Source organism: Streptomyces sp. TLI_053 (assembly GCF_900105395.1).
Lineage (GTDB): Bacteria > Actinomycetota > Actinomycetes > Streptomycetales > Streptomycetaceae > Kitasatospora.
The window spans coordinates 9,087,599-9,113,588 of sequence record NZ_LT629775.1; the positions used below are offsets into that span (position 1 = coordinate 9,087,599).

At 75.0% G+C, this 25,990-nt stretch carries 24 protein-coding genes, 2 pseudogenes and 1 riboswitch; of the genes and pseudogenes, 17 read left to right on the forward strand and 9 right to left on the reverse strand.

Annotated features, from left to right (window positions below; all coding sequences use genetic code 11):
• Positions 1 to 71: 71 nt before the first annotated feature.
• A complete protein-coding gene (locus BLU95_RS37625; protein ID WP_231978094.1) occupies positions 72 to 1,043 on the reverse strand; it encodes a helix-turn-helix domain-containing protein in 972 nt (323 codons plus the stop codon).
• Between the two features lie 296 nt (positions 1,044 to 1,339).
• Between BLU95_RS37625 and BLU95_RS37630 the strand changes: the two genes are divergently transcribed.
• Positions 1,340 to 1,753 carry a (R)-mandelonitrile lyase gene (locus BLU95_RS37630; RefSeq protein WP_093865425.1) on the forward strand — a complete coding sequence of 138 codons (414 nt, stop codon included), beginning with the start codon at positions 1,340 to 1,342 and terminating at the stop codon, positions 1,751 to 1,753.
• A 106-nt stretch (positions 1,754 to 1,859) separates the two neighbouring features.
• On the opposite strand, the gene BLU95_RS37635 is transcribed toward BLU95_RS37630, so the two are convergent.
• The 3 genes and pseudogenes from BLU95_RS37635 to BLU95_RS37645 all read right to left on the reverse strand — a co-directional run bounded on the left by BLU95_RS37635 (position 1,860) and on the right by BLU95_RS37645 (position 4,120).
• Positions 1,860 to 2,540 (reverse strand): hypothetical protein, encoded by a 681-nt coding sequence (locus BLU95_RS37635; RefSeq protein WP_093863945.1) that lies wholly within the window; start codon positions 2,538 to 2,540, stop codon positions 1,860 to 1,862.
• Positions 2,541 to 3,022: 482 nt separating this feature from the next.
• A pseudogene (locus tag BLU95_RS45700) lies at positions 3,023 to 3,097 on the reverse strand (barstar family protein); the annotation flags it as partial.
• 369 nt (positions 3,098 to 3,466) lie between these two features.
• Positions 3,467 to 4,120 (reverse strand): GOLPH3/VPS74 family protein, encoded by a 654-nt coding sequence (locus tag BLU95_RS37645; protein WP_093863946.1) that lies wholly within the window; start codon positions 4,118 to 4,120, stop codon positions 3,467 to 3,469.
• Positions 4,121 to 4,501: 381 nt separating this feature from the next.
• Between BLU95_RS37645 and BLU95_RS37650 the strand changes: the two genes are divergently transcribed.
• The 5 genes from BLU95_RS37650 to BLU95_RS37670 all read left to right on the forward strand — a co-directional run bounded on the left by BLU95_RS37650 (position 4,502) and on the right by BLU95_RS37670 (position 9,399).
• Entirely contained in the window at positions 4,502 to 5,746 is a 1,245-nt protein-coding gene (locus tag BLU95_RS37650; RefSeq protein ID WP_093863947.1) for a hypothetical protein, read from the forward strand.
• Between the two features lie 276 nt (positions 5,747 to 6,022).
• Positions 6,023 to 6,499: a BlaI/MecI/CopY family transcriptional regulator gene (locus BLU95_RS37655; RefSeq protein ID WP_093863948.1), complete on the forward strand. Its 477-nt coding sequence runs from the start codon at positions 6,023 to 6,025 to the stop codon at positions 6,497 to 6,499.
• Positions 6,496 to 7,437: a M56 family metallopeptidase gene (locus tag BLU95_RS37660; protein ID WP_093863949.1), complete on the forward strand. Its 942-nt coding sequence runs from the start codon at positions 6,496 to 6,498 to the stop codon at positions 7,435 to 7,437. Before BLU95_RS37655 ends, BLU95_RS37660 begins: the two co-directional genes overlap by 4 nt.
• A 98-nt stretch (positions 7,438 to 7,535) precedes the next feature.
• A complete protein-coding gene (locus tag BLU95_RS37665) occupies positions 7,536 to 8,060 on the forward strand; it encodes a MarR family winged helix-turn-helix transcriptional regulator (protein WP_159425175.1) in 525 nt (174 codons plus the stop codon).
• Between the two features lie 160 nt (positions 8,061 to 8,220).
• Positions 8,221 to 9,399 (forward strand): CopD family protein, encoded by a 1,179-nt coding sequence (locus tag BLU95_RS37670; RefSeq protein ID WP_093863951.1) that lies wholly within the window; start codon positions 8,221 to 8,223, stop codon positions 9,397 to 9,399.
• Between the two features lie 378 nt (positions 9,400 to 9,777).
• Here BLU95_RS37670 and efeU read toward each other — a convergent pair whose 3' ends face one another.
• Positions 9,778 to 10,662, reverse strand: a complete 885-nt coding sequence (gene efeU, locus BLU95_RS37675) for an iron uptake transporter permease EfeU (RefSeq protein ID WP_093863952.1) — start codon at positions 10,660 to 10,662, stop codon at positions 9,778 to 9,780.
• 59 nt (positions 10,663 to 10,721) lie between these two features.
• A complete protein-coding gene (gene efeO / locus BLU95_RS37680) occupies positions 10,722 to 11,861 on the reverse strand; it encodes an iron uptake system protein EfeO (RefSeq protein WP_093863953.1) in 1,140 nt (379 codons plus the stop codon).
• A gap of 433 nt (positions 11,862 to 12,294) precedes the next feature.
• Between efeO and BLU95_RS45350 the strand changes: the two genes are divergently transcribed.
• The 3 genes from BLU95_RS45350 to BLU95_RS45355 all read left to right on the forward strand — a co-directional run bounded on the left by BLU95_RS45350 (position 12,295) and on the right by BLU95_RS45355 (position 17,323).
• On the forward strand, positions 12,295 to 15,114 hold the full coding sequence (locus tag BLU95_RS45350) for a M4 family metallopeptidase (RefSeq protein ID WP_159425176.1): 2,820 nt from the start codon (positions 12,295 to 12,297) through the stop codon (positions 15,112 to 15,114).
• A gap of 321 nt (positions 15,115 to 15,435) precedes the next feature.
• Positions 15,436 to 15,555, forward strand: a riboswitch (cobalamin riboswitch).
• A 105-nt stretch (positions 15,556 to 15,660) separates the two neighbouring features.
• Positions 15,661 to 16,794: a peptidase gene (locus tag BLU95_RS37690; protein WP_197698668.1), complete on the forward strand. Its 1,134-nt coding sequence runs from the start codon at positions 15,661 to 15,663 to the stop codon at positions 16,792 to 16,794.
• Between the two features lie 58 nt (positions 16,795 to 16,852).
• Positions 16,853 to 17,323 carry a hypothetical protein gene (locus BLU95_RS45355; RefSeq protein WP_093863955.1) on the forward strand — a complete coding sequence of 157 codons (471 nt, stop codon included), beginning with the start codon at positions 16,853 to 16,855 and terminating at the stop codon, positions 17,321 to 17,323.
• Between the two features lie 46 nt (positions 17,324 to 17,369).
• Here the strand turns inward: BLU95_RS45355 and BLU95_RS37700 are convergent, their stop codons facing one another.
• Together BLU95_RS37700 and BLU95_RS37705 are read right to left on the reverse strand one after the other, a co-directional pair.
• A complete protein-coding gene (locus BLU95_RS37700; RefSeq protein WP_159425177.1) occupies positions 17,370 to 17,936 on the reverse strand; it encodes a hypothetical protein in 567 nt (188 codons plus the stop codon).
• Positions 17,937 to 18,266: 330 nt separating this feature from the next.
• Positions 18,267 to 19,325, reverse strand: coding sequence for an NAD(P)-dependent oxidoreductase (locus BLU95_RS37705; RefSeq protein ID WP_093863957.1), 1,059 nt, complete (start codon positions 19,323 to 19,325; stop codon positions 18,267 to 18,269).
• Positions 19,326 to 19,581: 256 nt separating this feature from the next.
• On the opposite strand from BLU95_RS37705, the pseudogene BLU95_RS37710 reads away from it, so the two are divergent.
• The 7 genes and pseudogenes from BLU95_RS37710 (at position 19,582) to BLU95_RS45365 (ending at position 24,851) form a co-directional block, all read left to right on the forward strand.
• A pseudogene (locus BLU95_RS37710) lies at positions 19,582 to 20,798 on the forward strand (glycosyltransferase).
• A 122-nt stretch (positions 20,799 to 20,920) separates the two neighbouring features.
• A complete protein-coding gene (locus BLU95_RS45360; RefSeq protein ID WP_286158605.1) occupies positions 20,921 to 21,043 on the forward strand; it encodes a hypothetical protein in 123 nt (40 codons plus the stop codon).
• 332 nt (positions 21,044 to 21,375) lie between these two features.
• Positions 21,376 to 22,404, forward strand: a complete 1,029-nt coding sequence (locus BLU95_RS37715; protein WP_231978095.1) for an RNA polymerase sigma factor SigF — start codon at positions 21,376 to 21,378, stop codon at positions 22,402 to 22,404.
• Positions 22,405 to 22,919: 515 nt separating this feature from the next.
• Positions 22,920 to 23,303, forward strand: a complete 384-nt coding sequence (locus BLU95_RS37725) for an STAS domain-containing protein (protein ID WP_093863959.1) — start codon at positions 22,920 to 22,922, stop codon at positions 23,301 to 23,303.
• 279 nt (positions 23,304 to 23,582) lie between these two features.
• Positions 23,583 to 23,843: a hypothetical protein gene (locus tag BLU95_RS37730; RefSeq protein ID WP_093863960.1), complete on the forward strand. Its 261-nt coding sequence runs from the start codon at positions 23,583 to 23,585 to the stop codon at positions 23,841 to 23,843.
• A 432-nt stretch (positions 23,844 to 24,275) separates the two neighbouring features.
• Positions 24,276 to 24,551, forward strand: coding sequence for a hypothetical protein (locus tag BLU95_RS37735; RefSeq protein ID WP_093863961.1), 276 nt, complete (start codon positions 24,276 to 24,278; stop codon positions 24,549 to 24,551).
• Between the two features lie 177 nt (positions 24,552 to 24,728).
• A complete protein-coding gene (locus BLU95_RS45365; protein ID WP_286158606.1) occupies positions 24,729 to 24,851 on the forward strand; it encodes a hypothetical protein in 123 nt (40 codons plus the stop codon).
• Positions 24,852 to 25,105: 254 nt separating this feature from the next.
• Here the strand turns inward: BLU95_RS45365 and BLU95_RS37740 are convergent, their stop codons facing one another.
• On the reverse strand, positions 25,106 to 25,330 hold the full coding sequence (locus BLU95_RS37740) for a hypothetical protein (protein ID WP_159425178.1): 225 nt from the start codon (positions 25,328 to 25,330) through the stop codon (positions 25,106 to 25,108).
• 254 nt (positions 25,331 to 25,584) lie between these two features.
• Between BLU95_RS37740 and BLU95_RS37745 the strand changes: the two genes are divergently transcribed.
• Positions 25,585 to 25,965: an SRPBCC family protein gene (locus BLU95_RS37745; RefSeq protein WP_093863963.1), complete on the forward strand. Its 381-nt coding sequence runs from the start codon at positions 25,585 to 25,587 to the stop codon at positions 25,963 to 25,965.
• Positions 25,966 to 25,990: the final 25 nt, after the last annotated feature.

Below are 25,990 nucleotides of genomic sequence, written 5' to 3' on the forward strand. Positions count from 1 at the left end.
CCGCCCCGGCCGGGCACCCCGGCCGGGGCGGCGGTGCGCCTCGGGCCGGTCCGGGCGCGGCGTGGCGCGTGTCAGTGGGCGGGATCGAGGGAGTGGCCGGGGTCGGGGGAAGCGGCCGGACGCGGGGGAGCGGCCGGATTCGGGGAAGTGGCCGGATTCGGGGAAGTGGCAGGGTTCGGGGGAGCGGCCGGATTCTGGGATGCGGTGACCCCGCCGCGCGCGGCGAGGGCGTGCAGCCGGTCCTCGGAGGCGCTGCCGGGCTCGGCGGTCCAGACCACGATGTGCTGGTCCGGCGCCGTGGCGCTGGTCAGGGTGTCCCAGTCCAGGGTGAGGTCACCGACCAGCGGGTGCCGGAACCGCTTGTTCCCGGACGCCTGGACGGCGACCTCGCGGGCCTGCCACCAGCGCTGGAAGTCGACGTGGTCGGCCATCCGCGCGAGCAGCCGGTGCAGCCGCGGGTCGTCCGGGCGGCGGGCCGAGTGCATCCGCAGATGGGCCACGCAGCCGCGGGCGCCGTCCGCCCAGTCGCGGTAGCGGGAGCGCAGCACCGGGTCGTTGAAGAGCAGCCACACGTAGTTGCGGTCCCGGGCCGGGTGGCGGCCGAAGTCGGTGAGCAGTGCGGCGGCCGGAGGGTTCCAGGCGAGCACGTCCATGGTGCGGGTCAGGACGAGGGCCGGTCCGGTGGCGAGCTGGGCGAGCAGCCGGCGATTGTGCTCGGTGACCTCCGCCGTGGCGCGGGCCGGGGGATCGGCCGGCGGCCGTCCGGCCAGGCCGAGCAGATAGGCCCGTTGGTCGGGGGAGAGGCGCAGGGCCCGGGCGAGGGCCTCCAGAACGGGGGTGGAGGCGGGCATCCGGCCCTGCTCGATGCGGGTGTAGTAGTCGGTGCTGATCGACGCCAGTCGCGCGACCTCCGCGCGGCGCAGCCCCGCGACCCGCCTCGGCGCGCCGTCGGACGGCAGCCCGACCTGTCGGGGGGTCAGCTCGGCCCGGCGGGTGCGGAGGAAAGCGCCGAGTTCCTTCGGGCGGCTGCCTGGGGTGCTCACGCCCCCAGTCTGGCAGCGGCCGCCCATGCCGGGGACGGGATCGGCAGCTAGCAGAGCGGCACAGCAAGCACGGCGAGCACAGGGAGCAGCGAGCAGCGTGCCCGGGCGCCGGTGCCTGCGGCAAGTCCGGTGGGAGGGAGAGTTTTCTCCCCCGGTGAAAACGGCGGGTGACGGAGGTGTCCCCTTTTCGGCGGCCTTGCGGCGTGCGAGCGTCGTGGCGCGACCGGCGGCGGGTGCGGACGACGGCGGTGCGAACGGCGGATTACCTTCGGCACGCCCCTCTGGAGAACATGATCATGGAGTTCGCCCGGCCCGCGGCCACCGGCAGGGCCCCGGCCGCGTGGTTCACCGGCGAGGTGTGGTGGGACGTGGTCCATCCCGGTGGGGTGCCGTCCCGGAAGCGCGCCAACCTGGTCCGCTTCGCGCCCGGGGCACGCACCCACTGGCACTCCCATGCGCTGGGCCAGAGCCTGCACGTGGTCTCCGGGACCGCCCTGATCGGCACCCGCGACGGCGCGGTCTTCGCGGCCCGGCCGGGCGAACTGGTGGTCTGCCCGCCGGGGGAGGAGCACTGGCACGGCGCGGCGCCGGACGGCTCCATGGAACACCTGGCCACGTGGGAGGGCACCGAGGACGGCAGCCCGGAGACCACCTGGCTGGAGCCGGTCACCGAGGAGCAGTACGCCTTCGCGCGCGGCGCCGGCGCCTGAGTCCCGGGGCCTGCGTTCGGCGCCTGAGCCCCGGGGCCTGCGTCCGGCGTCCGACGTCGGGCGTCCTGTGCCCGGCGTCCGGCAGGGCTCACCTGCCGCGCCCCGCTCAGCCCGCGAGCTGGCCCGGCCGTCCCGGGACCCACAGCGGCACCGGGGCGCCGGGCGCCATGTGCCGTGCGGCGTGCTCGTCGAGGACCGCCAGCGCCCGGTCCCGGTCGCCGTCGCTGAGATCCGTGAGCGTCGTCGCCGCCGAACGGGCGCAGGCCAGGACGAGCGCGAGCATGTCCTGGCGGCGTCGGTGCTCACGGACGTAGGCCCGGGCACGGTCGAGGATGCAGGCGCCGAGGGTCTCCCGTTCGGCCGCCGCCACCGGATCGGCACCGGCCATCGCCGTCTTCACCCCGTACCAGACCAGCACGAGCGCGTCCGGCTCGGCCGGGTGCGAGACCTCCGTGAGGTCCGCCCACTCCCGGGCCCCGGCCGACTCCCGCCCCAGCCGCTCCAGCGCCGCCGGACCGTCCCCGTCCTCGCGCCGGAGCGCCAGCTCGCCCGCCCGCAGCACCACCGCCCGCAACACCGTCTCGGCGGGCACCCGCAGCCCCGGCGCGGCCGGGTCGGCGAACGCCAGCCAGGCGTCCGCGAACGAGGCGGCCCGCATCTGCCCCAGCCACGGCGGCGCGCCCTCCGCGAGCCCCAGCCGCTCCTCCACGGCCAGCCGGACCAGCCCCACGGCCACCAGATCCGCAGCCCCCGCATCGGGCCCGAGCCCGAACAGTCCGTTCCGCATGGAACACCCCCTGTCCAACGGTCATCACCTTGTGTGCGCACATCCCACCACATTGAGACGGAAACGAACTTGGCCGCGCCTGTGATGAGACGCACGCCACGCCGCCCGCGGCCGGCCGCCGGGTGCCCGAACCACCCGCCTGACCTGTGGCTTTGTGGCGACGGGCGGAGGCTGTCCGACGCCGGAACGCCCTGAGGAGATTGACGCGGACCTGCGGACCGGGCCTCAGTCGTCCTCGGCGCCCCCGCACCCGGCGGGCGGACCCGCACCGGTTTCGTGCGATCCGCCGGGCACGCCGTCGTAGTGGACGACGCAGCGTCCGAAGGCATCCCGGTACCGCTCCAGCTGCTCCCGCAGTGCGGCAGCCGAACGCGGGACACGGCGCTCCAGGGCGGTCCAGCCGGTGAACCGGAGCTCGGCGGGGAGGACGACCAGGCCGTGACCGCGTCCCGGAAGGCGTTCCAGTTCCTGCCGTAGAACGAAGGGAAGCCGAGCTCCCGCTGCAGGACCGCATGGAGGCCCCGCTCGTCGCGGACCCCACCCACGTCGATCAGCACCGACCGGCCCGGGTCCGGCTCCGGATCCTCGGGGGCACCCCAGAACGTGGGCAGCCACCAGCACAGGACGGACCGGTCCTCCGGCCACGGGCGGGCGGCGCCGTCGTCCCGGCGCTCGCGAGCGGTTTTCCCCTGCCTTCCAGTGGCACGTCCTACATGCGGGTGAGTGGACGAGTGGGCGAGGAGGCGAGCGGGCGGGGGCGCGCGACCTACCGTCGGCCGGACCAGGAACGCCGGCCCGCACCGGGAGCGGTTCGCCCGTGGCCTACGGCATCACGTGCGACCGGCGCGCCCTCGGCCGGACCGACGGCAGCGTCACCCGCGCCATCGGTGGCGACCGCACTGCCACCCCTGTGCCGCCGCGGTCGGTCAGCCGCCGCCCATGCCGCCCTGGGCGGCGATCATCGTCAGGTTCAGCCCGGACACCGCGCGGGCCAGGCCGGGCGCGGTGCTGGCGAGGCGGTCGGTGAGGGCGGTGACGCGGTCGGCGTGCGCCTTCCGGTCGTGGCGGGAGAGCACCAGTCGCAGGTGCCCGTGGGCGGCCAGGGCGGCGAGTACCGCGTCCGCGAACGGAGCCTCGGCGGCCGGGGTGCCGCCGCGGACCAGCTCCGCCACCCGCGCCTGGAGGTCCAGCGCCTCGCGCGGGTCGTCCATCGCCACCGGCCGCCGCGGTACGACCGGGCCGTGGGGGGCGCGGTCCGAGACGGTCAGCACGCCGAGCATCGCGAGTCGCTGCTCGACGGCGTCCAGGGTGTCCTCGCGGTCGCGCCGGATCCAGGCCTTCCAACTGCGTGACGTGCCGCCCGCCTCGGCGAGCAGCGCGTCCAGGACGCCGTCCCCCGTGGGGTCGGCGGAGAGGACCCGGACATGCCCCGATCCGTCCTCGGCGAGGGCGCCCCGGTGGGCGAGTTCGGCCAGGGTGGCGGCACGGACCAGGAAACCGGCACGGGTGCGGTCCTGGAGGGACTGGGACCGGGTGTCGAAGGCCAGCAGGTAGCCGGAGAGATGCAGGGCTCGGCTCATGCCTCCGACGATACGGGCGGGGGCCGGTGCCGTCCGTCACCCCGCGGTCGGATCCGCCCTCCGTCGGGAGGACTACTCGACGACGGGTTGCGGCCGTGCCCGTTCACCGTGGTGGCAGGGGTGGCAGGCGTGGCCGGGGTGGCCGATTTCCGGCGCGGTGAATATCGGGCAAGTACGGGGAATTACCGCATTCCCGGGACCGGAGCGGATCGGGCAACCGAATCCCCGACGAATCCACGGCGAACCCCCGCGCACATCAGGCCGATTGTCGGCGGGAGATCGAAATCCGGGAGTCCCGAGGGTGTTCGCGCGTTGGAATGGCAGCAGCGGACCCTTTCACCCGAGCCTACCCCGGTAGCCGAAGGCAGAGAAAGAGATGCCATGGATGATTTCGACAGCGAAACCTCCAAACGCAACCCCGTTTTCTGTGCTCTCGTCAATGCCCCCCTCGACCTGGACCGCGACGACCTCGGGCACCCCGCGCACCCCGGCCTGTGGGAGCGGCTGATCGGTGACCGCAGGCCGGTCGACCAGCGCGGACTCCACTGCCCGGACTGCCGGGCCGCCCGCGGTGCCCGGGCCTGGATGTACGTCTTCGAGCGGCAGGGCCTGCGGATCGCCGCGCACCACAATCCGCACCGCCGCCCGTCCGGCGGGAGCGATGTGCGCGAGGCCTACCGGGAGCGGTACGTCCGCGCGGCCGAGAGCGCCGGCCACACCGCCGAGGTGGGGGCGGTCGACCCGACCGGCAGGCGGCGCACCGACGTCCTGGTCACCGGCGCCGGTGGACAGCGGTACGGGTTCGAACCACAGGTGTCGTACCTTTCCGCAGCGAGCGCCCGCAGCCGTGACGCCGCCGCCCGGGCCGACGGCATCACGGCGGTCTGGCACACGGTGGACCCGCGGTCCCCGCTGATCGACGCGGTCCACTGGACGAGGACGGACGACCTGCCCGCGGCCGCCGTGCGCGCGGAGCGCGACCTGCTGGTCCGCGGCGGCGTGCGGGCCCTCACCCTGGAACTCTGCGACCGCATGCCGACACCGTGTCCCGTCCGCAGGCAGGGCAGTTGCGGGCGCCGCCACGCGCGGTGGGGGCCGCGGCCGCGGCAGTTCGACGACCTCGTCCGCGACATCGCCGCCGGGCGCTGCGTGCCGCTCACCGTGCGGGCGGCCCGGGGTGTGCACCGTTTCTGGTCCTCGGCCGAGGACCGCGAGGCCTTTCTCGACAGCGGTGGCACGCTCACACCGGCCGACGAGTCGGATGCCGATGTCGATGCCGATGCCGATGCCGTCGACCGGGGACCGGCGGCACACCGCTCCACCGCCTTCGGTCCGCGCTCCCACTCCCGTCGGGACACCCGCTGCGCCGTCGACCGGGCCGACCGGGCCGACCGGGCCGTGCGGCGGCAGCGGCAGTTCGCGACCCTGAAGGTGCGGGACAGCGGCGAGGCGATCTGGTTCCCCGAGCCGACGGCCGCTCCCGCGCGGATCCTGCGCCCGGAGCTCGCCCCGGTCCGGCGCGAGGCCTGTTCGGCGGGCCGGGGAGCGGCCTGCGGACGGGGCGCCCGGCTCTATCCCGGGGGGTGGTTCTGCGCGGAGCACCGCCCCGGCGCGGTCCGCGTGTGAACCGCCCGCCCCGCGTTGCCGCCCACCCGGACCACCTGGTCCACCCGGACCACCTGGTCCGGCCGGAGCCGGTCGCCGCCGCGGCCGGTCGCGGCCGGGGCCGACTGGCTTGCGGCGTGCGCCGACGGTCCGCGTAGAGTCGACCGGGCACACCTCACCCACACCGGACGCGCGCTGTCTTCGCCGTGCCGGTCCGGGCGGCCGGGGCCGTCGGCCTTGCCGGTGGGCTGGGGTGCCGGTCGAGCGCGTCGGAACAGGGCGGGAACAGGGAGCGAGATGGTGAGGGGCAGGCAGGAGGCGAGGCGTCCGCACGGGGAGCTGGTCGCGGACGTCCTGGCGGTGCTGTGGGCGTCGGCCGAGCCGATGACCGCCCAGGAGGTGAAGGGCGCGCTGCGGCAGGACCTCGCCCGGACGACCGTGGCGACGATCCTCGCCCGTCTGCACGAGAAGGGCACGCTCGACCGGACGCGCCCGGGGCGTTCCTTCGCCTACGCGCCGGTGGCGGACGCCGCCGGTCTGGCCGCGGGGCGGATGCGCCGGGAGCTTGAGAAGGAACCGCAGCGGGATCTCGTCCTGAAGCGGTTCGTGTCCTCCCTGTCCGCGGACGACGAGGACGTGCTGCGAAGCCTGCTGCTCGCCGCCGAGGGCGAACAGGACCCGGTGGCGGAGGACTTGGCTGGGGACGCGGCTGAGGAATCGGCTGCGGCGGAGGACGCCGCGGCGGAGGACGCGGAGCGGGCGGACGAGGGATGACGCCGGTCCTGGTGGTCGTCGCCCTGGCCGTTCTGCTGCCCTGGGCCGCCGTGCCCGCGGCGTCCCGGCTCGCACGGCTGCTCGCGCCGCGCGAAGCCGCCCTGGCCCTCGCCGGCGCGGCGGCCCTGCTGGCGGGCGGCACCGTCGCGGTGCTGGTCGCCCTCCTCCACGTGCCGTTCCTGGCGGGCCTCGAACAGCTGCCGCTCACCGGGGTGACCAGGCACTGGCCGGCGGTGCTTCCCGTCGCGGGCGTCGCCGGGGCAGTGCTCGTCGTACAGGCCGTCCGGCTGGTACGGGCCGTGCGCCGCCACCGCGCCGTGCTGTCGCGGGCGTGGCGGCTGACCGCCGGGGCGACGGCGGAGGGCGATGTGCTCGTCGTACCGGGAGCGGAGGCGGAGGCCTTCGCCTTGCCGGGCCACCGGGGGCGGGCCGGTCGCGTGGTCGTGACGGAGGGCATGCTCGAATCTCTGGCGGCGCCGGAGCGCGCGGTCCTGCTCGCGCACGAGCGGGCCCACCTCCGCGGGCGCCACCACCTGTTCTCGGTGGCCGCCGACCTCGCCGCCGCCGTCCACCCGGCCCTCGCACGGCTGCGCACCGGCCTGGAGTTCCACCTCGAGCGGTGGGCCGACGAGGCGGCCGCCCGCTCGGTGTCCGACCGGAGGCTCGCCGCGACCGCGATCGCCCGCGCCGCCCTGGTCGGCGCGGCCGGACCCGGCGCGCCCGCCGTCCGGCCGCTGTCCGTGAGCACGGGGCCGGTGCCCCTGCGGGTCCGGGCCCTGCTGGAACCGGCGCCGGCCGGACCGGAGGGGCGGCGCCCGCGGCTCGCCGCCGCCGGGCTCGTCACCGCTGTGGTGACCGCGACCGGGCTGGCGCTGGGCCTGGCGTACGGCCTGCACGAGTACGTCGAATACGCGGCGGAGGCGCTCGTCGGCCGGTGACCGATGTGACGACATCGATGTAGACCAATGCTCGGAAGCGCGGATATGGTGAGCCTCGGCTCACCGTCCCGGCAGCGGGACGTCGCACGCTCTCGACGATGGGGAACGGTTTGTACGACGGACGGAAGGGATCCTCGAGTCCGTTCGAGCAGACCGTCTACCTCCTCTCGGAGGCCGGCCGTGCCGTCGACCGCCTGCTCGCGGAGCGGCTGGAGCACCGCGGACTGACCCCGGCCCACCAGTCGCTGCTGTCGACCCTGGCCACTCTGGGGCCGCACGGCCGACGCGATCTCGTGGAACGGCTCGCCATGTCGGGAGCGGACGCGCACCGGGCGCTCGACGACCTGCTCTCCCGGGGCCTGCTGCAGTCGACGGTGGTCCACATCGGGGGTCGCCAGGAACTGCTGGCGATCACCGACCCGGGCCGGGCCGCGCTGGACCTGCTCCACTCCGACGCCGCCGCCGCGCAGGACGGCCTGCTCGCCGCACTGACGAGGGGTCAGCGCGTCGAGCTCAACTCGCTGCTCCGGCGCGTGTGCGCGGCCGCCGCCCGAGGGGCCGGCGGGCTGGGCGAGGCCTCGGGCGGGGGGCGGGCGTCGACGGCCGGTCCCCGGCCCGCCTGAGCGGTCCGGGTGCCGGAACGCCCAGGTCAGGGCCGTGGGGGACGGTTCGCGTCCGACTGTTCCCGGACGTCTCCCCGGGGCATAACGGCTTGATTCCAGTAGAACAATCAGTCCGTAAAAAGTAAGGGAAGGCTAACCTTTGTGAGGTTAGCCTTCCCTCATGAACAGCCTGATGCTGGCCGCGGACACGGCCGGATACACCATGCCCCAGACCTGGCGGATCCTCACCAAGACCGGTTACTTCATCGGCCTCAGCGGTGCCATCGGCGCCACCGTCGGATACGCCGCCGCGGTGCGTCCCGCGCTCAGGAACGCCGAGCGCAACGGAGCCGGGCCCGACGCCGCGGTGCTGAGATCCAGATCGGCGGCCTTCGTCGCCTGGGCGGGTGTGGTGCTGCTGGTCGCCGGTTACTTCCAGCTCGCCGCCCGCGTCGCCCGCTCCGGCAAGGGGATGCCCTTCGGAGACGCCCTGGCCCCCGACCGGATCTGGCACTTCCTCCGCGCCCCGGCCGCCAAGGGCGCCTGGATCGCCCAGGGCACGGTCTATCTCGTGCAGCACATCGTTCTCGTCGCGACCGCGGCCGTGATGGTCGCCCTGTTCGTCCCGGCGGTCCGCCGGCACGCCGACCGTGTGGTCCTCGCCGCGCTGCCCGCGGCGATCGCCGTCACGCTGGTCGCCGCCGTGCCCACGACCACCCCGACCGCCTTCGACCGCTGGCTCGACCTCGTGCTCGATCAGGTCCACATCGTCTCCGGCACGGTCTGGCTCGGCGGACTGGCCCTGCTGGTCGCCCTGGCCGGTACCCGCGGCCGCCTCGGCGACGGCGCCGGGCTGCTCTGGGCCCAGCTGTGGCAGCGCTTCGGCCTCGTCGCGATGGTCTGCGTCGGTGCGATCACCGTCTCCGGCCTGTGGCTGAGCTGGAAGCACGTCGGCAGTGTCCCGCAGTTGTGGACCACCGGGTACGGCATCGCGCTGCTGGTCAAGATCCTGCTGGTGGCCGGGTTGGTGACCGCGGGCGCCTTCAACCAGTTCTGGCTGATGCCCCGGATCACCCGCGCCCGCCTCGCCGACGACACGGCCACGCTGCGCGACCTGACCCTCGGCCACTTCCCCAAGGTCGTGTGGGGCGAGGTCGCGCTGGGCCACGCCGTTCTGCTGGTGCTGCCCTTCATCGCCGGCTCGGCCCGCACCGAGGCCGGCAGCCCCAAGGCGGTCTTCTCCGGCAGCATCCTCGCCGCCGGTGCCGCACTGGTGGTCGCCCTCGCGGTGTCCCTGTACGCGACGGCCAAGGTCTCCGACCTCCTCGCCCGCCGCCCGCTCCCCGCCGCGGCGGTCTGACGGACCGGCCGCGCTCGGCGGTCCGCCGTCCCGCTGCCGACGGATTCGTTCGGCGGATCCGTCCGTAAGGATCGACGACCCCTGGCCCCGGCCACCTCACGGAGGTGGCCGGGGCCAGGGGTCTCGTGCTGTCGGCGGACCCTGGGTGGGGCGGTCGTCCGGGCTGTGGGGGCTGTCCGTCGGGTCCGGGGGAGTCCGGCCGGGCCGGTCCCGGTGAACTCCGTTCCGGGCCGGGCCTGTTCGTGCCTCTCCGGCCCGGTCGCAGGGTGGCCGGCGGGCCCGGGATCGCCGACGCCCCGCCCGGGTTGCCGGGCGGGGCGTGGTGAGGGTGGCGTGGGTGCGCCGGGTGGCGCGGGCCGGTGGTGTCAGGCGGTGGTGTCAGGTGGTGGGGCGGGCCTCGGTGCTGCCGGTCGTGCCGGTGCTGCCGGTGCTGCCGGTGGGCTTGGGGGTGCTGGGCTTGGCGGGGCCGCCGAGGACACCGAAGAAGTAGGCGAGGGTGGGTGCGAGGTAGGCGAGCCAGACGACGATCTGGAGGACCGTGGGGTCGGGCTGGAAGTTGAAGACGCCCTTGAGGAGGGTGCCGTACCAGCTGTCCTTGGGGACGGTGGTGGAGATGTCGAAGGCGGTGGTGTGGAGGCCGGGCAGCCAGCCGGCCTCCTGGAGGTCGTGGACGCCGTAGGCGAGGACGCCGGCGGCGACGACGACGAGCATGGCGCCGGTCCAGGTGAAGAACTTGGCGAGGTTGATCTTCAGGGCGCCGCGGTAGAACAGCCAGCCGAGGAAGGCGGCGGTGAGCAGGCCGAGGGCGGCGCCGATGATCGGGTTGTAGCCGTCCTCGGTGGCCTGGACGGCGGTCCAGATGAACAGGGCGGTCTCCAGGCCCTCGCGGCCGACGGCGAGGAAGGCGGTGGCGACGAGTGCGCCGGTGCCCATCGCGAGGGCGGCGTCGAGTTTGCCCTGGAGTTCGCTCCTGAGGTGGCGCGCGGTGCGGCGCATCCAGAAGACCATCCAGGTGACCAGGCCGACGGAGATGATCGACAGTGAGCCGCCGAGGGCCTCCTGGGCCTCGAAGGACAGTTGCGAGGAGCCGAACTGCAGCACCGCGCCGAAGGCCATCGAGAGCAGCACGGCGGCGCCGACGCCGGTCCACACCGGCGGGAGCTTCTCCCGGCGGCCGGTCTTGACCAGGTAGGCGATGAGGATGCAGACGACCAGGCTGGCTTCGAGTCCTTCGCGCAGGCCGATCAGATAGTTGGCGAACACGCCGGCTCCATCGAGGTTGTGGTGGGACGCTCTGCGGTTGTTGTCCGAAGACCCGGTGGTTACTTGACGACCACGGCGGCGGCGAGCTTGGAGAGGGGTTCGCCGAGGGAGTTGACGGCGTCGGAGAAGGTCTTGCGCTCGGTGTCGGTGACCTTGTCGTAGGAGGTGTAGCTGCCGTCGGCCTGCTTGTACTTGGCGAGCAGGGTCTGGATGGCGGCGAACTCGGAGTCCAGGGTCTTGGCGAGGTCGGCGTCCTTCTCGGCGGCGACGGGCTTGAGCAGTTCGTAGGCCTTCTTGGCGCCCTCGACGTTGGCGGCGAAGTCGGCGAGGTCGGTGTGGCTGTAGCGGTCCTCCTCGCCGGTGACCTTGCCGGTGGCGACCTCGTCGAGCAGTTCCTTGGCGCCGTTGGCCATGCTGGTGGCGGTGATCTCGGCCTCGGGGATCTTCTTCTGCCAGTCCTTGAGGTCGGCCACGAGCTGGTCGGCGAGCTTCTTCTCGTCGTCGCCGATCTTCCCGTCCTCCCAGAGGGACTTCTCCAGCTTGTGCCAGCCGGTCCACTCCTGGCCGGGCTCCAGGCCGTCCTCGCGGGTGTCGGTCTTGGGGTCGACGTCGCCGAAGCTCTCGGCGACCGGCTCGGTGCGCTCCCAGCCGATGCGCGAGGGCGCGAAGAGGGACTTGGCCTTGTCCAGCTCGCCGGCCTTGATCGCGGCGGCGAACGCCTCGACGGCCGGGACGGTGGCGTCGGCCTGTTCCTGGGCGTACGTGCGGTAGGCGTCCACGGCGGCGGTCAGGCGGGGGTCGGTGGGGGCGGCGGAGGCGTCGCCGGTGACGGTGATCTTCTGGCGGATGCCGTCGCCGACCATGCCGGGCTTGCAGGCGACCTCGTAGGAGCCGGCCTTGATCTCGGCGGTGATGGTGGCCTTGGTGCCGGGGCCGATGTTCTCGCGCTCGGTGACGATCTTGTCACCGGCGGCGTAGACGTAGACCTCGGTGACCTTGGATCCCTTGTTGGCGATGTCGATGCTGACGTGGCCGGCCGGGAACGTGGTCCTCGAGACCTCGCAGGCGGTGTCGGTGGCGTTGACCTTGACGGCGTCGGCAGCGGCCTTGTCGTCCTTCTTCTGCGAGCAGCCGGCCAGGGCGGCGGTCGCCACGGCGAGGGTGAGCAGCGTGGCGGCGGTGGAACGACGGGCGGACATGCGGGCTCCAGCGGTCAGGGTCGGGGGTGTGCTCGGCGGCGTCGTGACCGCTGTGCGGACGGCGGCCGGGGAGCTTAGGTGCACCTTACTAAGGTCGCCCTAATTCGTCTACTTTTCTGTAGACATTCGCGCGGTGCGGGGGTGGCGATAAGGGCAACTGCTCGGGTGTGGCTGGGTGGTGTGGCTGGGTGGTGGGGCGGGGCGATGGGGCCGGTCGGTGGCGGTGGGTGCCGGGTGTGCTCTCCGGTCGGGGTCGGACGCATTGGTCGGTCTGCATATGCAGTCGATCGACATATGCAGAGAGATGGCCTATGTTGATCCGCAGGACGGACCGCCGGCTCCGGAGAACGGACGAGCCGTGGGGGCGGGCGTCCGCCGTCCGCGCATGGCCTGGCACGCCGTCAGGCCGGCCGCTTCCCGTGGGAGGACCGCAGTGCATCACCGTTCCCGTACACCCGGACCCAAGCTGCTCGGTGTCGCGATCGCCGTCGTGCTCGGCCTCGCAGTGGCCGTGCCACCCGCCTTCGCCGGACCGGCCGGGGGACCGTCCGCCGACGCCGACCCGGTGCCCGGGCTGGTCGCCGGGTCGGACACCGGGGCGCCGCAACTGGTCACCGGCCTCGCCGAGGCGGCCCCCGGCGACAACCCGGCCGAGGCGGCCCGCGCCCACCTGGCCGCCCATCAGGACCGCTACCGGATCGACCCCGGACAGCTCGTCGAAGCCGGCGTGGAGCGTGCCGCCGACGGCCGGCGCACCGTCAGGTTCGAGCAGCGGCACGGCGGCATACCCGTCTTCGGGGCCCGGTACCTGGTTCACCTGGTCGGCGAAGGCAATGGACAGCGGGTCGAGTCGGCCGGCGGCAAGTACTTCACCGGACTCACCGCCCCGACCGTGCAGAGCGTTCCGGACGAGGTGCTGCGACGGCTCGCGATCGGCGCGGTCCAGGACCCGGTGGCCCGCGCCGGCGCGACGGCCGAGGACCGTGGCCCGGTGGTGCTGCCCGGCGGTGCCGGCCGGCTCGCCCGCCACTTCACCGTGCGCGGGAGCGACCCGGCGGTGTGGGCGGCGAAGGCGCAGGAGGTGTTCGTGGACGCCTCGACCGGGGAGGTCGCGCTCTCCTACCAGGTACGCGCCCCGTACCCGCTCGACGTCCCGGGCGCCGCGGCATCGGGCGTCGCATCGGGCGTCGCGGCATCCGCCGCCGCGACCTCTCCCGACGCGGCCGCCGCCGCACCGGCCCTCGAACCCGCCACCGGCACCGCGCCCGACGCCCTCGGCCGCCCCGCCCGGGTGAACATCGGCCGACTCCCGGACGGCACCTACCAGCTCGTCGACCTCACCCGCCCCGCCACCGTCACCACCTACGACGCGGCCGGTCGCGACGAGCTGGACTTCAGCACCCTGCCCGCCGACGCCCACCCCGCCGCCTCGCCGACCACCGACTTCCCGGCCGTCACCGGTACCAGCGGCGCCACCGACGCCCACCTCAACGCCGCCGCCGTGTACGACTTCTACCGCGACCGACTGGGCCGCGACGGGATCGACGGCAAGGGCGGACCGATCACCTCCGTCGTGAACGTCACCAGCTTCGGCGAGCCCCTGGACAACGCCTACTGGGACGGCCGGAAGATGGTCTACGGAGGCGGCAGCGGCAAGTACCTCCCGTTCTCCGCCGCGCGCGACGTGGCCGGCCACGAGATGACGCACGGCGTCGTGAAGCACACCGCGGAGCTGGTCGGACTCGGCCAGTCCGGTGCCCTCGACGAGGCCGTCGCCGACTACTTCGGCAACGCCATCGAGGTGACCGGCCGAGGCATGCCGATGACCGACCCCAGGGCCGCGCTGCTCGGTGAGGACCTCTGCCGCACCGGCACCCCCGAGGCCTGCGCCGGCCGCCGGCTGGACGACCGCCGCACCACCGTCGCCGACTACGTCGGAGCCCCCGCCGGGGTCGACAACGGCGGCGTGCACCTCAACTCCACCATCTTCTCCGGCGCGTTGTGGGACATCCGGCGCACCCTCGACCCGCTCCTCGCCGACCGTCTGGTCTACCGCGCGCTGGCCGAGTACCTCACCCCGCTGGACGACTTCGTCGACGCCCGCAACGCGGTGCTCGCCGCGGGCCGCACCCTCGGTCTCTCCCGCGCCCAACTCCGCACCGTGGCCAGCGCCTTCGACGCCCACGGGATCAAGGACGGCTGGCAGCGCCGGATCGGCGTGGACAGCCGGCCGCTGCTGCGCGAACTCTCCACCGAGAGCGTGGCACCGGACGTCGCGGCCGGCCGCTGGGTGGCGGCCACCGCGGGCGAGGGCGCCAAGGGCAGCATGGCCGTGTACACGGGCGCCGTCGCCGGCTCCGCCGAGCCCGCCCGGCTCAGCGCGGAGGACGGCCGCTCGCACGGCTGGCCCGCGACCGACGGTACGACGGCCGCGTGGGTGGCGATGGGGCCGGGGGCCGACGGTGGTTGGGGCATGGAGGTGCTGGCCCGGCCGCTCGACGGTGGCCCGGCGCGCAGCGTCCAGCGCGGCGCGAACCAGTACTTCGGCGATGTCCGGGTCTCCGGTGGGGACGTCGCCTTCCTGATGACGGACTACGCCACCGGCCGCGGCGGGCCGGTGCTCTCCCGCGCCGGCGCCCCGGCGGTGCCGATCGCGCTGCCGGAGGGCCACCGGGCCTCCGCCCTCGCCTTCCGGGACGGCCTGCTCGCCTGGACCGAGAGCTGGCAGGTCGGTGAGCGGACGGTGAGCGCGCCGACGGTCTACTCGCTCGCCGCCGGCAAGGTCGTCGCCCAGTACGTGGTGGACGACGCGAACGCCGCCGCCGGGACCGAGGTCGGCAGCACCCGACTGGCCGGTGGCCGGCTGCTGTGGGTCGAGACCCCCTTCGACCGGACGAAGGGCAGCACGATCCGCTCCGGCGCGCTGGACGGCTCCGGAGTGAGCGACCTCCTGCCCGCGGGCCCGAGGCTCGGCACCGGCACCGAGCCGCGCCGGATCTCCGGCCTCACCGCCTCCGACCGGGCCGTCACCTTCGCCGAAGCCGCTCGCCCGGTGACGGGCGGCACCAGGAACACGGACCTGCCCAAGCTCTGGCAGCTCCCGCTCACCGGCGGCACCCCGGAGCGGATGTCCTGCAACCGGGGCGGCCAGTACTCCCCGGTGGCCGACCGGGGGACCCGGGTGGTCTGGCTGGACGCCACGGCGGGCCGTACCGACCTGGTCGTGCGCGAGCGCGCGGCCGGCACCTGCTGACCGAAGGCGGCTGCCCCGGGGACCCAAGGGCTCTCGACCCCGAAGCCCGGCCCCCGTCCGCCCCGGTCTCCCGCCCGGCCGCCGCATCCCTGCGGCAGCCGGGCGGGTCCTTGCCGTGACCGGACCGCCGCTCCCGCCGCAGCAGGCTCGTCGCCGAAGTGCTGGTACCGACGACCCGCCTGTGCGGTCCAGGTGACGGACCACCGCCCGCCGGTCCCGGCGGCCCGGGCCGCTGAGGTCCTGTCAGCCGAGACCCGGCGACGGCGATCCGACCTCGAACCGGCCTTGACCCTCTCTCGGCCGAGCCGACATCATGAGCCGTCATGTTCTGACTCCGCCGTCGGGGGAAGTCCGGTCGAATTCCGGCGCTGACCCGCAACGGTAGGCCGCCGACGGCAGTCGGTGGCGAGCCCGAGTACCCGTCGGCGGAGGCGTGTCCCCTCCTCCCGTCGTGGTCTGCGGCCAGGGGCTCCCGGAGCCGTCGGGCGGTCCGTCCCGCGCGGTTGCCGGCGGCCGCCCGTGCGCCCAGGCCCGGAAAGGCCTCGCATGTCCGACTCCGCGCTCCGCCGCCGCCCGCTCCGCCTGCTCGCGATATCCGCGCTGGCCCTGACCGCCACCCTCCCCGCCGCCACCGCCGCCCAGGCTGCCGCGCCCGTCCCGGCCCTCACCGCGCCGGCCGTCACCGTTGCGGCCCCGGCCTCCGGCGACAACGCCACCACCTACCGCCCTGACGCCGCCGCGGCCGGCTGGCTCGCGCGCCAGCTGGTCAACGGCGACCACTTCGAGTCGGTCTTTGACGGCACCGCCTACCCCGATCAGGGCCTCACCATCGACGCCGTGCTCGCCTTCGCCGCCGCGGGCAGCGCCGACCAGGCCGCCGCCCGCGCCACCGCCTGGCTCGCCCGCCCCGACATCCTGAGCGGCTACCTCGGCGACGGCACCACCGAGGCCTACGCCGGTGCCACCGCCAAGCTCCTGCTGGCCGCCGAGGTGCGCGGCGCCGACCCGTCGGCCTTCGGCGGCGTCGACCTGCCCGCCCGGCTGCGCTCCCTGCTGACGCCGAGCGGCCGCTTCTCCGACCGCTCCCAGTGGGGCGACTACAGCAACGCCTTCGGCCAGTCCCTCGCCCTGATCGCCCTCCAGCGCACCCCCGGTGGGGTACCGGCCCCGGCCGTCGACTTCCTGGCCGCCGCCCAGTGCGCCGACGGCGGCTTCCCGGTCTCCTTCGGGCAGGCCACCTGCACCGCCGACGCCGACGCCACCGCGCTCGCGGCCCAGGCGCTCGCCGCCACCGGCCGCAGCGCCAAGGCCAAGGCGGGCCTGGACTGGCTGACGGCCCACCAGAACACCGACGGCGGTTTCGCCGCGGCCGGTGCCACCACCTCCAACGCCAACAGCACCGGCCTGGCCACCTCCGCCCTGCTCCCCGGCGGACGGTTCATCAGCGGTCTCAAGGGCTGGAGCAGCCTGGTGAAGCTCCAGCAGGGCTGCTCGGCCGACCCCTCCGTGCGCGGCGCCGTCGCCTACGACGCCAGCGGCTTCAACCCCGCCAACGCCGCCCGGGCCACCGCTCAGGCCGTCCTCGGCCTCTCCGGCCAGGGCCTGGCCGGCCTCAGTGCCCACGGCGCCCGCCCGTCCGCCCCGACCCTGGCCTGCCCGGCCCCGGCCGTGCGCCCCTGAGGGTCGCCCGCCCGGCCGTGACCCGCACTGCCGCCCGCCACACCCCAGGAGCACGCCCATGACCACCTCCGTCCACCCGGCGCGCCGTACCCTCGGCGCCTTCGCCACCGCTGCGGCCCTCACCGCCGGCCTGCTCGGCGTCTCCACCGCGACCGCCCCGCAGGCGCAGGCCGCCGCCTGTTCCGGCACCTCCGGCGTCACCGTCGTCGTCGACTTCACCGCCCTCGGTGGTGGCATCGAGACCGGCTGCGCCCCGGGCGACCCGGCGAGCGGCCTCGCCGCGATCACCGGCGCCGGCTTCTCCTACTCCTTCCACCCGCGCTTCCCGGGTTTCGTCTGCAAGATCAACGCCCTGCCGACGACCTGCACCAACCCCACCGGCACCGCTTACTGGTCGTACTGGCACGCCCCGCACGGCGGCCCGTGGTCCTACAGCAGCCTCGGCGCCGGCTCCTACAACCCGGCCCCGGGCGAGGTCGAGGGCTGGTCCTTCGGCGCCGGTGCCCAGCCGGGCATCACCGCGCCCTGACCCCGGCCTTGCTCTCTCCAGGGCGCGGTCCGGCCAGGACCGCGCCCTACCGGCCGGGCGTCCTCGGGGCCTCCAACTCCACGTGGTGGACGGTGAAACCGCCCTGCAGCACCGGGGCGAACGGCGCCGGGGCCATGCAGGTGCCGACCACCGGTTGGTAGGGCTTCTGGTCGGCGTCCAGGTCGAGATTGGCCACGCCCCAGGAGAAGCCGAGGCGGGCGCCGTCGCGGCCGCTGCCCTGGTAGACGCTGAGACCGATCCGCTCCTTGCGGTTCTCGGTGTCCGAGCCGATGACGGCGGTCAGGGTGGCGACCGGGCCGCCGGTGCTCAGGCAGTCCACCTCGGCCTCGGCGCTGTGGACCTCGCCGGTGGCGGCCACGCGGTGGGAGTAGCGGACCGTGCCCACGGCATCGGTGGGCAGCCCGTTCGGCGAGTTCGTCCCCGGGAGGGGGCGGGAGTAGGGCTTCGCGCGGGCGTCGACGGTGAACCGGATCTCGTCGTCCGGGGAGAAGGCGTACGAGATCCGGGCGCTGCCGCTGACGCCCGCCGTCCGCACGGGCCGGTCGCCCCGGCCGGCGGGCCCGGACTCGCCGGACAGGGAAACCGTGGACACGCCGTCCGTGGACAGGGTGTCGGCGGAGGCCGGCGCGACGCCCGAGAGAGCGGCGAGGGCCAGCCCGGCGGCAGCGGAAACCCGTGCGGTCCGAGCAGCCCGAACGGTTCGTGTGGTCCGGACGGCGGCACGGTTGCGGGTACGAATGCGGAACATGGTGGGTCTCCCTCCCCGGCGGCCCCGTCGGCCGCCCTCTCGATGCCCCCAATCCTGGTCGCGGCACCCCCACCCGCACATGTACCGATCGGCACATCTACCGAGCCCACCCGGCGGCTCCACCCCTGCCGAACGGCAGGGCAGGAACCGACGGCCCGTCAGCCGGTCAGCTCGTCAGCCCGTCGCCACCGGCACGCCCTCCGGCCGACCGGCCAGCAGCGCCGCCACGTGGTCGGCGCAGCGGACGGCGGCCTCGGCCATCGCACCACGGGTCATCCCCGCGACGTGCGGCGTCAGCAGGGCGTTCGGGAGCCCGAAGAGCGGTGAGACGAAAGCGGCGTGCTCGTGCTCGAAGGTGTCGACGGCCGCCGCCGCGAGCGGGTGCCCGGGATCGCGAAGGGCGTCGGCCAAGGCCGCTTCGTCGACGATCCCGCCCCGGGCGGTGTTCAGCAGGACCGCGCCCGGCCGCACCGACGCCAGTTCGCGGCGGCCGATCAGCCCCCGGGTGCGTGCCGTGAGCGGCAGGTGGACGGACAGCACGTCGCTGGTCGTCAGCAGTTCGGTGAGGGAGCCCGCCCGCCGGACGCCGTCCTCCTCGGCCGCCGGGCCGCGGCCGAGGCCGAGGACGGTCAGGCCCAGGGCGCGGGCCCGGCCGGCCAGTGCGCGGCCGGTCCGGCCGAGGCCGAGGATGCCGAGGGTCAGTTCGGACAGGGCCCGCGACGGTGCCGCCGGACTGCGCCAGTCGCCCCGGTGCGAAGCCGCGTTGTGCTGCACGAGGTCCCGGGTCAGGGCGAGCAGCTGGGCCAGGGCGAACTCGGCGACCGCGTCGGCGTTGGACCCGGGCGTGTGGGTCACGGTGACCCCGAGGCGGGCGGCCGCGCCGAGGTCGACGTGGTCGGTGCCCGCTCCGGCCCGGCCGATCACCCTCAGCGCCTCGGTCGTGCCGGTGGCCGTGGCGGCGAGGAACCCGGCGCGCATCGGCACCCCGGCCCGGGACTTGACGGCCCGGTGTCCGCCGTCGCGCAGGGTCGCGGCGATCAGGGCGGCCTCGTCGAAGGGGTCGAAGTCGGTGAACGCCACCCGTCCGTCCCAGTCGGAGCGGGCGCGGGCCGGGTCCGCGACCCGCCGCAGGTTCAGGGTGACCTCCAGGCCGTGGCCGAGCAGCCGCTCCAGCTCCACGCGGAGCAGGTCCCCGGGCGCCGCGTCCAGCAACAGGATCCGGTTCCGTCCCACCGGGCCCCCGTTCCGCCCCGGCCGGATCCCCACGGACGCACGGCGACGCACGGCGACGCGGGGCGACGTGACGCGGTGCGGCACGGTGCGGCACGGTGCGGCACGGCACGGTGCGGTTGCGACGAGGGGCGCGGGAGCTGATCGATGATCACTGCCGCTGCCAAGCTACCGCGCACCCGGGGGCTTGCCGCAAGCCCCGGGGGACGTCGGAGAATCACCGTCGAAACCGGAACAGGTGTGGCGGGAGGGGCGCGGGATGCGTGTGGTGCTGTCGACGTACGGGTCGCGGGGGGACGTCGAGCCGATGCTGGGGCTCGCGGTGCGACTGCGCGAACTGGGCGCGGACGCAAGGCTCTGCGCGCCCTCGGACGAGGAGTTCGCGGCCCGGTCGGCCGCGCTCGGCGTCCCCGTGGTGCCGGTGGGCGACCCGGTGCGGGCGCTGGTGACCGGTGCGGCCCCGGCGGCACCGGTGGACTTCCCCACCCGGGTGGCCCGGTTGACGGCGGCGTCCTACGAGGCGGTGCTCGGGCAGGCGGCGGCGGGCGGCGCGGTCGTCGCGACCGGGCTGTTCCCGAGCGCGGCCGGTGCCCGGGCGGCGGCGGAGACGGCGGGCGCCCGGTTCGTCTACGCGGGCCTGCAGCCCACCGTCCTGCCGTCGCCGCACCACCCGCCGTTCCAGTACCCGGGCCGGCCCGCGCCGCCCGCGGGGCGGACAGCACGGAGCTGTGGGAGCTGGACGTCGAGAGCATGAACGCGCTGTTCGGCGGGGCGGTCAACGCGCACCGGACGGCGGTCGGCCTGCCGGTGGTGGAGAACGTCCGTGACCACGTCCTGACCGGGCGGCCCTGGCTGGCCACCGACCCGACCCTGGGCCCGTGGCTGCCGGCCGACCTCGACGTGGTGCAGACCGGCGCCTGGCTGCTGCCGGACCCGCGCCCGCTGCCCGCCGGTCTGACCGCCTTCCTGGACGCGGGCGAGCCGCCGGTGTACGTGGGCTTCGGCAGCATGCCGATGCGCGGGGCGGAGGACGTCGCCCGGCTGGCCGTCGAGCAGGCCGTCGCCGCCGGCCGCCGGGTGGTCGTCGGCCGGGGCTGGGCGGAACTGTCGGCGGGCGGCGACGGCGCTCCGGACGACCGTTTCGTGACCGGCGAGGTGAACCACCGGGCGCTGTTCGCCCGAGTCGCGGCCGTCGTGCATCACGGCGGCGCGGGCACCACCACGGCGGCCGCCCTGGCGGGTGCGCCGCAGCTGGTGGTGCCGCAGATTGTCGACCAGCCGTACTGGGCCGCCCGGGTCGCCGAACTGGGCATCGGGGCGGTGCACGACACGGCCGTTCCGACCGCGGAGTCGGTCGCCGCCGCGCTGCGGACCGTCCTGGCGCCGCGGACCCGGGGGCGGGCCGCCGCCGTGGCCGCCGCCGTCCGCACCGACGGCGCGGAGGTGGCCGCGCGCCTGCTGCTCGACGGGTCCTGACCCGCTCCCGGGCCGGTGCGGCGCGGGACCCGGGTACTCGGGGTCGCCGGCCGGATTGCCGTGCCGCGGCCCGGGCACCCGCCCGGTGTCCGGGGGGCAAGCACCGTGGTGCGGAGGCGGCCGTGATGGACGGACCGGGCCTGTCGAGCCGGGAACGCCGCATCCTGGCGGAGATCGAGGGCGACCTGCGGGCGGACCGCCGCCCGGCCGGGGCGGGACGAGCGGGTACGCCCGACGTCCGGTGACGCGCGGCGTCCGGTGACGCCCGACGCCCGGTGACGCACGGTGTGCGGACCCGAGCCTGCAACGGACCCCGGTGGAACGGGGCCGGGAAACATCGAGGACCGGAGAACATTCAAGCCGACAAATCAGAATGAACCGCTCCATGTCGGGTACCAGAACCACCGGAGCGGTCGCACAGCACCGCACGCCGTTCCCGCGCCCGCACAGGGCGCCACCTGGACCGTCGCTTGAAGAAGCCGGGCAGAGGTCTTCGGGAAGAGGGGCCGCAGTGCGCGGGCGATCACGCCCTACCCTCTCGCGGTCCGAGGCGTTCCCGCTGCCCAGGAGAACCGCCGTGTCCACAACGATGTCGGACGTCGGCCGTCGGACCGACCCGCCGCCCGTTACCCCCGATGCCCTGCCCGCCGCCGCCGACGGCGTCCCCCAGGACGCCACCGCTGTCCCGCCGACCGACATCCCGTCGCCCTGGCACCCGGCCGACCCGCCGCCCGACCTGCCCCCGCGCCCGAGCGAGGCGCAGCTGCGGGCCATGGGCAAGACCGAGGCCCGCGAGCTGAGCGACGCGCTCTTCGACCGCCTCGCCGGCCTGGCCCGCGAGACCCACGCGTACAGCTACGTGCGCGGCACCATCATCGAGCTGAACATGCCGCTGGTGCGGTTCATCGCCGGCCGCTTCCGTCACCGCCCCGAGGACATGGACGACATCCTCCAGGTCGGCACCGTCGGCCTGATCAAGGCCGTCGACGGTTACGACCCGGGGCGCGGCGTCGAGTTCGTCACCTACGCCATCCCCACCATTGCCGGCGAGATCAAGCGCTTCTTCCGGGACACCTCCTGGCCGGTCCGGGTGCCGCGCCGGATGCAGGAGTGCTACCTCGCCGTGGCCCGTGGCTCGGACCGGCTGGAGCAGGAGCTCGGCCGGCTGCCGCACCCGGAGGAGATCGCGGAGGCGCTCGACCTCGACGTCGACGAGGTGGTCGAGGGTCTGATCGCGGGCCGGGTCTACCGGCCCAACTCCCTCGACGCCCCGCGTGAGCAGGACACCGACGAGTCGGGCAGCGCGCTGCTGGACCGGCTCGGCTCGTGCGATCCGGGGATCGAGCTCGCCGACTTCCGCACCGCCGTCCGGCCGCTCCTCCGGCAGCTGCCGCGGCGCGAGCAGACGGTGCTCGAAATGCGGTTCTGGGAGGACCGGACCCAGTCCGAGATCGCCGCGCGGATCGGGGTCTCCCAGATGCACGTGTCCAGGCTGCTCTCCGCCACCCTCGCCCACCTGCGCGAACAGCTGGACGACCGGGACGCGGCGGGTTGGAGCGACGACCCGGACGGTCCCGAGTCCTCTTCGGAGCAAGGTCGAGGCTGACTCCACGAGGCTGGTTCCGGGCGGCCGCACTCCGGGCGGGGCGGCCGCACTCCGGGAGTCCGGGAGGGCGCCGACCCGGTATCCGACGGACGGAACGGTGCAGACCCTCCGACCGGGAATTCCGGTGCCTCCTCGTGTTTCCGGCCCCCCGCAGCGGATACCCGCGCTGCGGGGGGCCGTCGGTCGAGAGAGGAGGGCGTGGTGTCGGCGAAGGTCCCCGACCACGCGTTCCGGAGCGGCTCCGACCGCGTCCGGCGGGCACCTGTCGGCAGACTGTCCGTCGGCGCCCGCCACGTGTGCCGTCGGCCGCGCCGTGCGCCGCGTCCGCAGCGTCCGCTCCGGCGTTCCCCGGCGCTCGCCGCGACCGGCGGTTCGATGACCACGGCCGCCGACGGTGCGCGCCGCCCGGTACCGAAGCGCCTGGACCCCGCACCGATCCACGGACCCGCCGCACGGGCCGGGCCCGGCTGCGAACGCGCCCGACCGGCCGCCGCGAACGAACAGGAGCATCCGTCATGACCCGCCGCCCGCCCCGTCCGCCCCCCGGGGCCGTCACGGCCGCCCCGGACCAGTCGGTCGGACTCACCGTCCGCACCCGGCTGTCGGCCCTCGGCACCGTGCTCTCGCTGCACGGAGAGCTCGACCTCGACACGGTGGCGGTGCTGCGCGAGGCACTCGACCGCGCTCCGGCCACCCCCGGCACCGTGCTCCTGGTCGACTGCGGCGACCTCGCGTTCTGCGACTCCACCGGCCTGTCCGCGCTCCTCGACGCCGCGGTCGGGGCACGGGAGCGGAAGACCCGGATCGAGCTGGCCCGGCTTCGGCCGATCGTCCGCCGCGTCCTCGAACTCACCGGCGCCATCGACGCGTTCACCCTCCGCGAGAGCCTGCCGCCGTGACCGTGCCCTGACCGCGCCGCGACGGTCGAACGTCCCGCTCGGGGGCACCGGTCGGACCTGCCCCGCCGGTGCCCGACCTGCACGTGTCGTGCCCGACCCGGACGTGCCGTTCCCGGCCTGCCCGCGCCCTACTGGTGGAACCGCACCGGACCACCGGCTGAGGGGGGCGGATGGCCACCACCCCGGCGGCACTCTTCGACGTCGACGGAACGCTGCTCGACACCACTTACCTGCGCACCCTCGCCCGGTGGGAAGCCCTTCGCCGGTGCACCCGCGCGGGTGCACCACGTCGCCGGCACGGGCGCCGACCGCCGGCTCGACCATCTGCTCGGTGAGGACCGCGACCGTGCCGACGACGAGACGGTCACCGCAGTCCACGACGCCCTCCACGCCCGGTACTGGCCGGTGGTGCGTCCGCTGCCGGCGGCGGCGGACCTGCTGCGTGCCCGCGCCGGCCGGGGCTGGGGTGGTCCTGGCCAGTCCTGGCCGGCGATCGCGAACTCACCGCGCTGCGAGCCGTACCGGGTGCCGACGAGGTGATCGCCGCGGTCACCACCGCCGACGACGTGGCCGCCACCGAGCCCGCGCCCGACCTCGTCCGGGCCGCTCCGGACCGTGCCGACAGCGCCCCCCGGACACGCCGTGTTCGTCGGCGACACCCGCGGGGACGCCACGGCCGCCGGGCCGGGTCGGTGTCCCGTGCGTGGCCGTCGAGACCGGTGGCCACGGTGCCCAGGACCTGCTCGGCGCGCGTGCGGCCCGAGGTCCACGCGGACACCGCCGAGCTCCTGCGACTGCGCTCCAGCGCCGCGACCGTCGTGCCGTGCGTGCTTGTGTGCAGGTCGTGGCGATGCCACGGCGAAACGGCGGTCCGACGTTCGCCGGGCGCCTTTCGGGGAAGCCGCAGGGCGGGGGACCGGACCGCGTAGGCGGAGAGGGAGGTCGGCGGGGATGAGGCGGCAAGGACGGATCGTGGCCGGGACGCGGTCCCGGGCGCTCGCGGTACGCGGGCGGCTGTGGGCGGCCACCAGCGGAGCGCGTCCACGGGCGCTGCCGACCCTGGGACTTCTGCCGCTGGTGCTGCTGGCCGCCGGCCTCGCCACCGACGCGGCGCCCGTACTGTGGGCCCTGATCGGCGGCTGGCTGCTGGCCCTCGGCGGCGCCGGGCTGCTGCTGCGGCGGTCGGCCGGGAGCGGTGACCGACCGGGAGCTCCCGGCTCCTCCGCCGCCGGGGCGGACCGGCGATGAGGACTGGCCCTCCACCTCTGTTACGAACTGCACGACCGGCGCCTTCCCGGCGCGCATCCCGACTGGGAGTGGGACCCAGGACTGCTGGCCTTCCGGCAGTCCCCGGAACGCCCCTTCCTGGCCGCCCTCCGCGCCGAGGCCGGGCCGGTCCCGCCGCTCGCGGACCTGGTCGAGGACATGCTGAGCGCGACGGGCGGCGGCGGCCCGTCCGTCTACCTCCTCACGGAGGGCGAGCGCCGGCAGGCCAGGGAGTACCTGGTGCACCGCTCCCTCTACCACCTCGAGGAGGCGGACCCATAGGGGCCGAACGGCACGCCGTTCAGCGCGTCGGCCGGCGGCCGGGTGTCCATGCCGGGCGGCTGGCCGCCCGGCGCGCGGACAAACCCGTGACGGGAGGCGCGGGCGGGCCGGACCTGTCCGCACGGCCCCCCCGGCCGGGGCCGTCGCGCCCGATGTCGGGCGCACGAGGCCGAGCGGCCGACGGCGAGCGGTAGGTGTTCCGCCGTCGGTGCTCCGCCGTCGGTGTTCCGTGGCCGGCGCTCAGTGGCCGACGCTCAGTGGTCGGCGGCCGCCATGGTCTCGCGCACCGACACCAGGCACGGATCGCAGTAGCGGTCCGGCGCCCCTATCGGCGTCTCCACACCGTTCGGCACGACCCGGCGGGACAGCTCCAGCAACTGCCCGCAGAGCGCCGTCGACGCGTCGTCCTTCGACACCACGTGCCACATCAGACCGGACGGCTCCACCGCCGCATCGGTCTCGGCCCACATCTCGTACACGACTGCCTCCCTGAGCAGGGGTTGGGGCTCTCCCATGCAATCCCGGGCCGGGCCGGGCGGCCACCGGGTGTCACCCACTGGGGCGTTTCCCGACTGCGGAGGTTTGGCGTGCCCGTGGCCGGGGCAGACCGCTGGACCCGCCGGGGTCCCGAGGGTTACCGGCGGGACGTCGGGGCAGGCGCGCGGCCGGGGCCGGACGCGTCCGGCCCCGATCCGCAGCACCACCGGCACCACAACCAGCAGGGAGGCACCGGATGAGCACGGTGAAGGAATCGGTCGACGTCGACGTGCCGTTGCACGCCGCCTACAACCACTGGCGGACCAGCGTCGGGGGCGTCAGCCGCGAGTTCGACACCGAGATCGTCGACCAGCTCCCGGACGAGCGGATCGCCTGGCGGACCGTCGACGGCGACGTCGACCAGAAGGGCGTGGTCACCTTCAGGAGCATCGACGACGTGCACACCAGGGTCAGCCTGGCCATGGAGTTCCAGCCCGAGGGCCTGGCCGAGAAGGCCGGTTCCGCCATGGGCAGGGTCGACCGGAGGGTCAAGGGCGACCTGCGGCGGTTCAAGGACTTCGTCGAGGAACGAGGACGGGCGGAAGGAGGCCGGCGCGGCCGCATCACCCCCGGCTGAGCCCCGGTACGGCCGCCGCGACACC

Excerpts from the sequence above, each read along its gene's own strand:
- BLU95_RS37630 (WP_093865425.1), top strand. The coding sequence starts at position 1,340 with ATGGAGTTCGCCCGGCCCGCGGCCACCGGCAGGGCCCCGGCCGCGTGG.
- BLU95_RS37635 (WP_093863945.1), bottom strand. The coding sequence starts at position 2,540 with ATGCGGAACGGACTGTTCGGGCTCGGGCCCGATGCGGGGGCTGCGGAT.
- BLU95_RS37645 (WP_093863946.1), bottom strand. The coding sequence starts at position 4,120 with ATGAGCCGAGCCCTGCATCTCTCCGGCTACCTGCTGGCCTTCGACACC.
- BLU95_RS37650 (WP_093863947.1), top strand. The coding sequence starts at position 4,502 with ATGGATGATTTCGACAGCGAAACCTCCAAACGCAACCCCGTTTTCTGT.
- BLU95_RS37655 (WP_093863948.1), top strand. The coding sequence starts at position 6,023 with ATGGTGAGGGGCAGGCAGGAGGCGAGGCGTCCGCACGGGGAGCTGGTC.
- BLU95_RS37660 (WP_093863949.1), top strand. The coding sequence starts at position 6,496 with ATGACGCCGGTCCTGGTGGTCGTCGCCCTGGCCGTTCTGCTGCCCTGG.
- BLU95_RS37665 (WP_159425175.1), top strand. The coding sequence starts at position 7,536 with ATGGGGAACGGTTTGTACGACGGACGGAAGGGATCCTCGAGTCCGTTC.
- BLU95_RS37670 (WP_093863951.1), top strand. The coding sequence starts at position 8,221 with ATGAACAGCCTGATGCTGGCCGCGGACACGGCCGGATACACCATGCCC.
- efeO (WP_093863953.1), bottom strand. The coding sequence starts at position 11,861 with ATGTCCGCCCGTCGTTCCACCGCCGCCACGCTGCTCACCCTCGCCGTG.
- BLU95_RS37690 (WP_197698668.1), top strand. The coding sequence starts at position 15,661 with ATGTCCGACTCCGCGCTCCGCCGCCGCCCGCTCCGCCTGCTCGCGATA.
- BLU95_RS45355 (WP_093863955.1), top strand. The coding sequence starts at position 16,853 with ATGACCACCTCCGTCCACCCGGCGCGCCGTACCCTCGGCGCCTTCGCC.
- BLU95_RS37725 (WP_093863959.1), top strand. The coding sequence starts at position 22,920 with ATGACCCGCCGCCCGCCCCGTCCGCCCCCCGGGGCCGTCACGGCCGCC.
- BLU95_RS45365 (WP_286158606.1), top strand. The coding sequence starts at position 24,729 with ATGCTGAGCGCGACGGGCGGCGGCGGCCCGTCCGTCTACCTCCTCACG.
- BLU95_RS37745 (WP_093863963.1), top strand. The coding sequence starts at position 25,585 with ATGAGCACGGTGAAGGAATCGGTCGACGTCGACGTGCCGTTGCACGCC.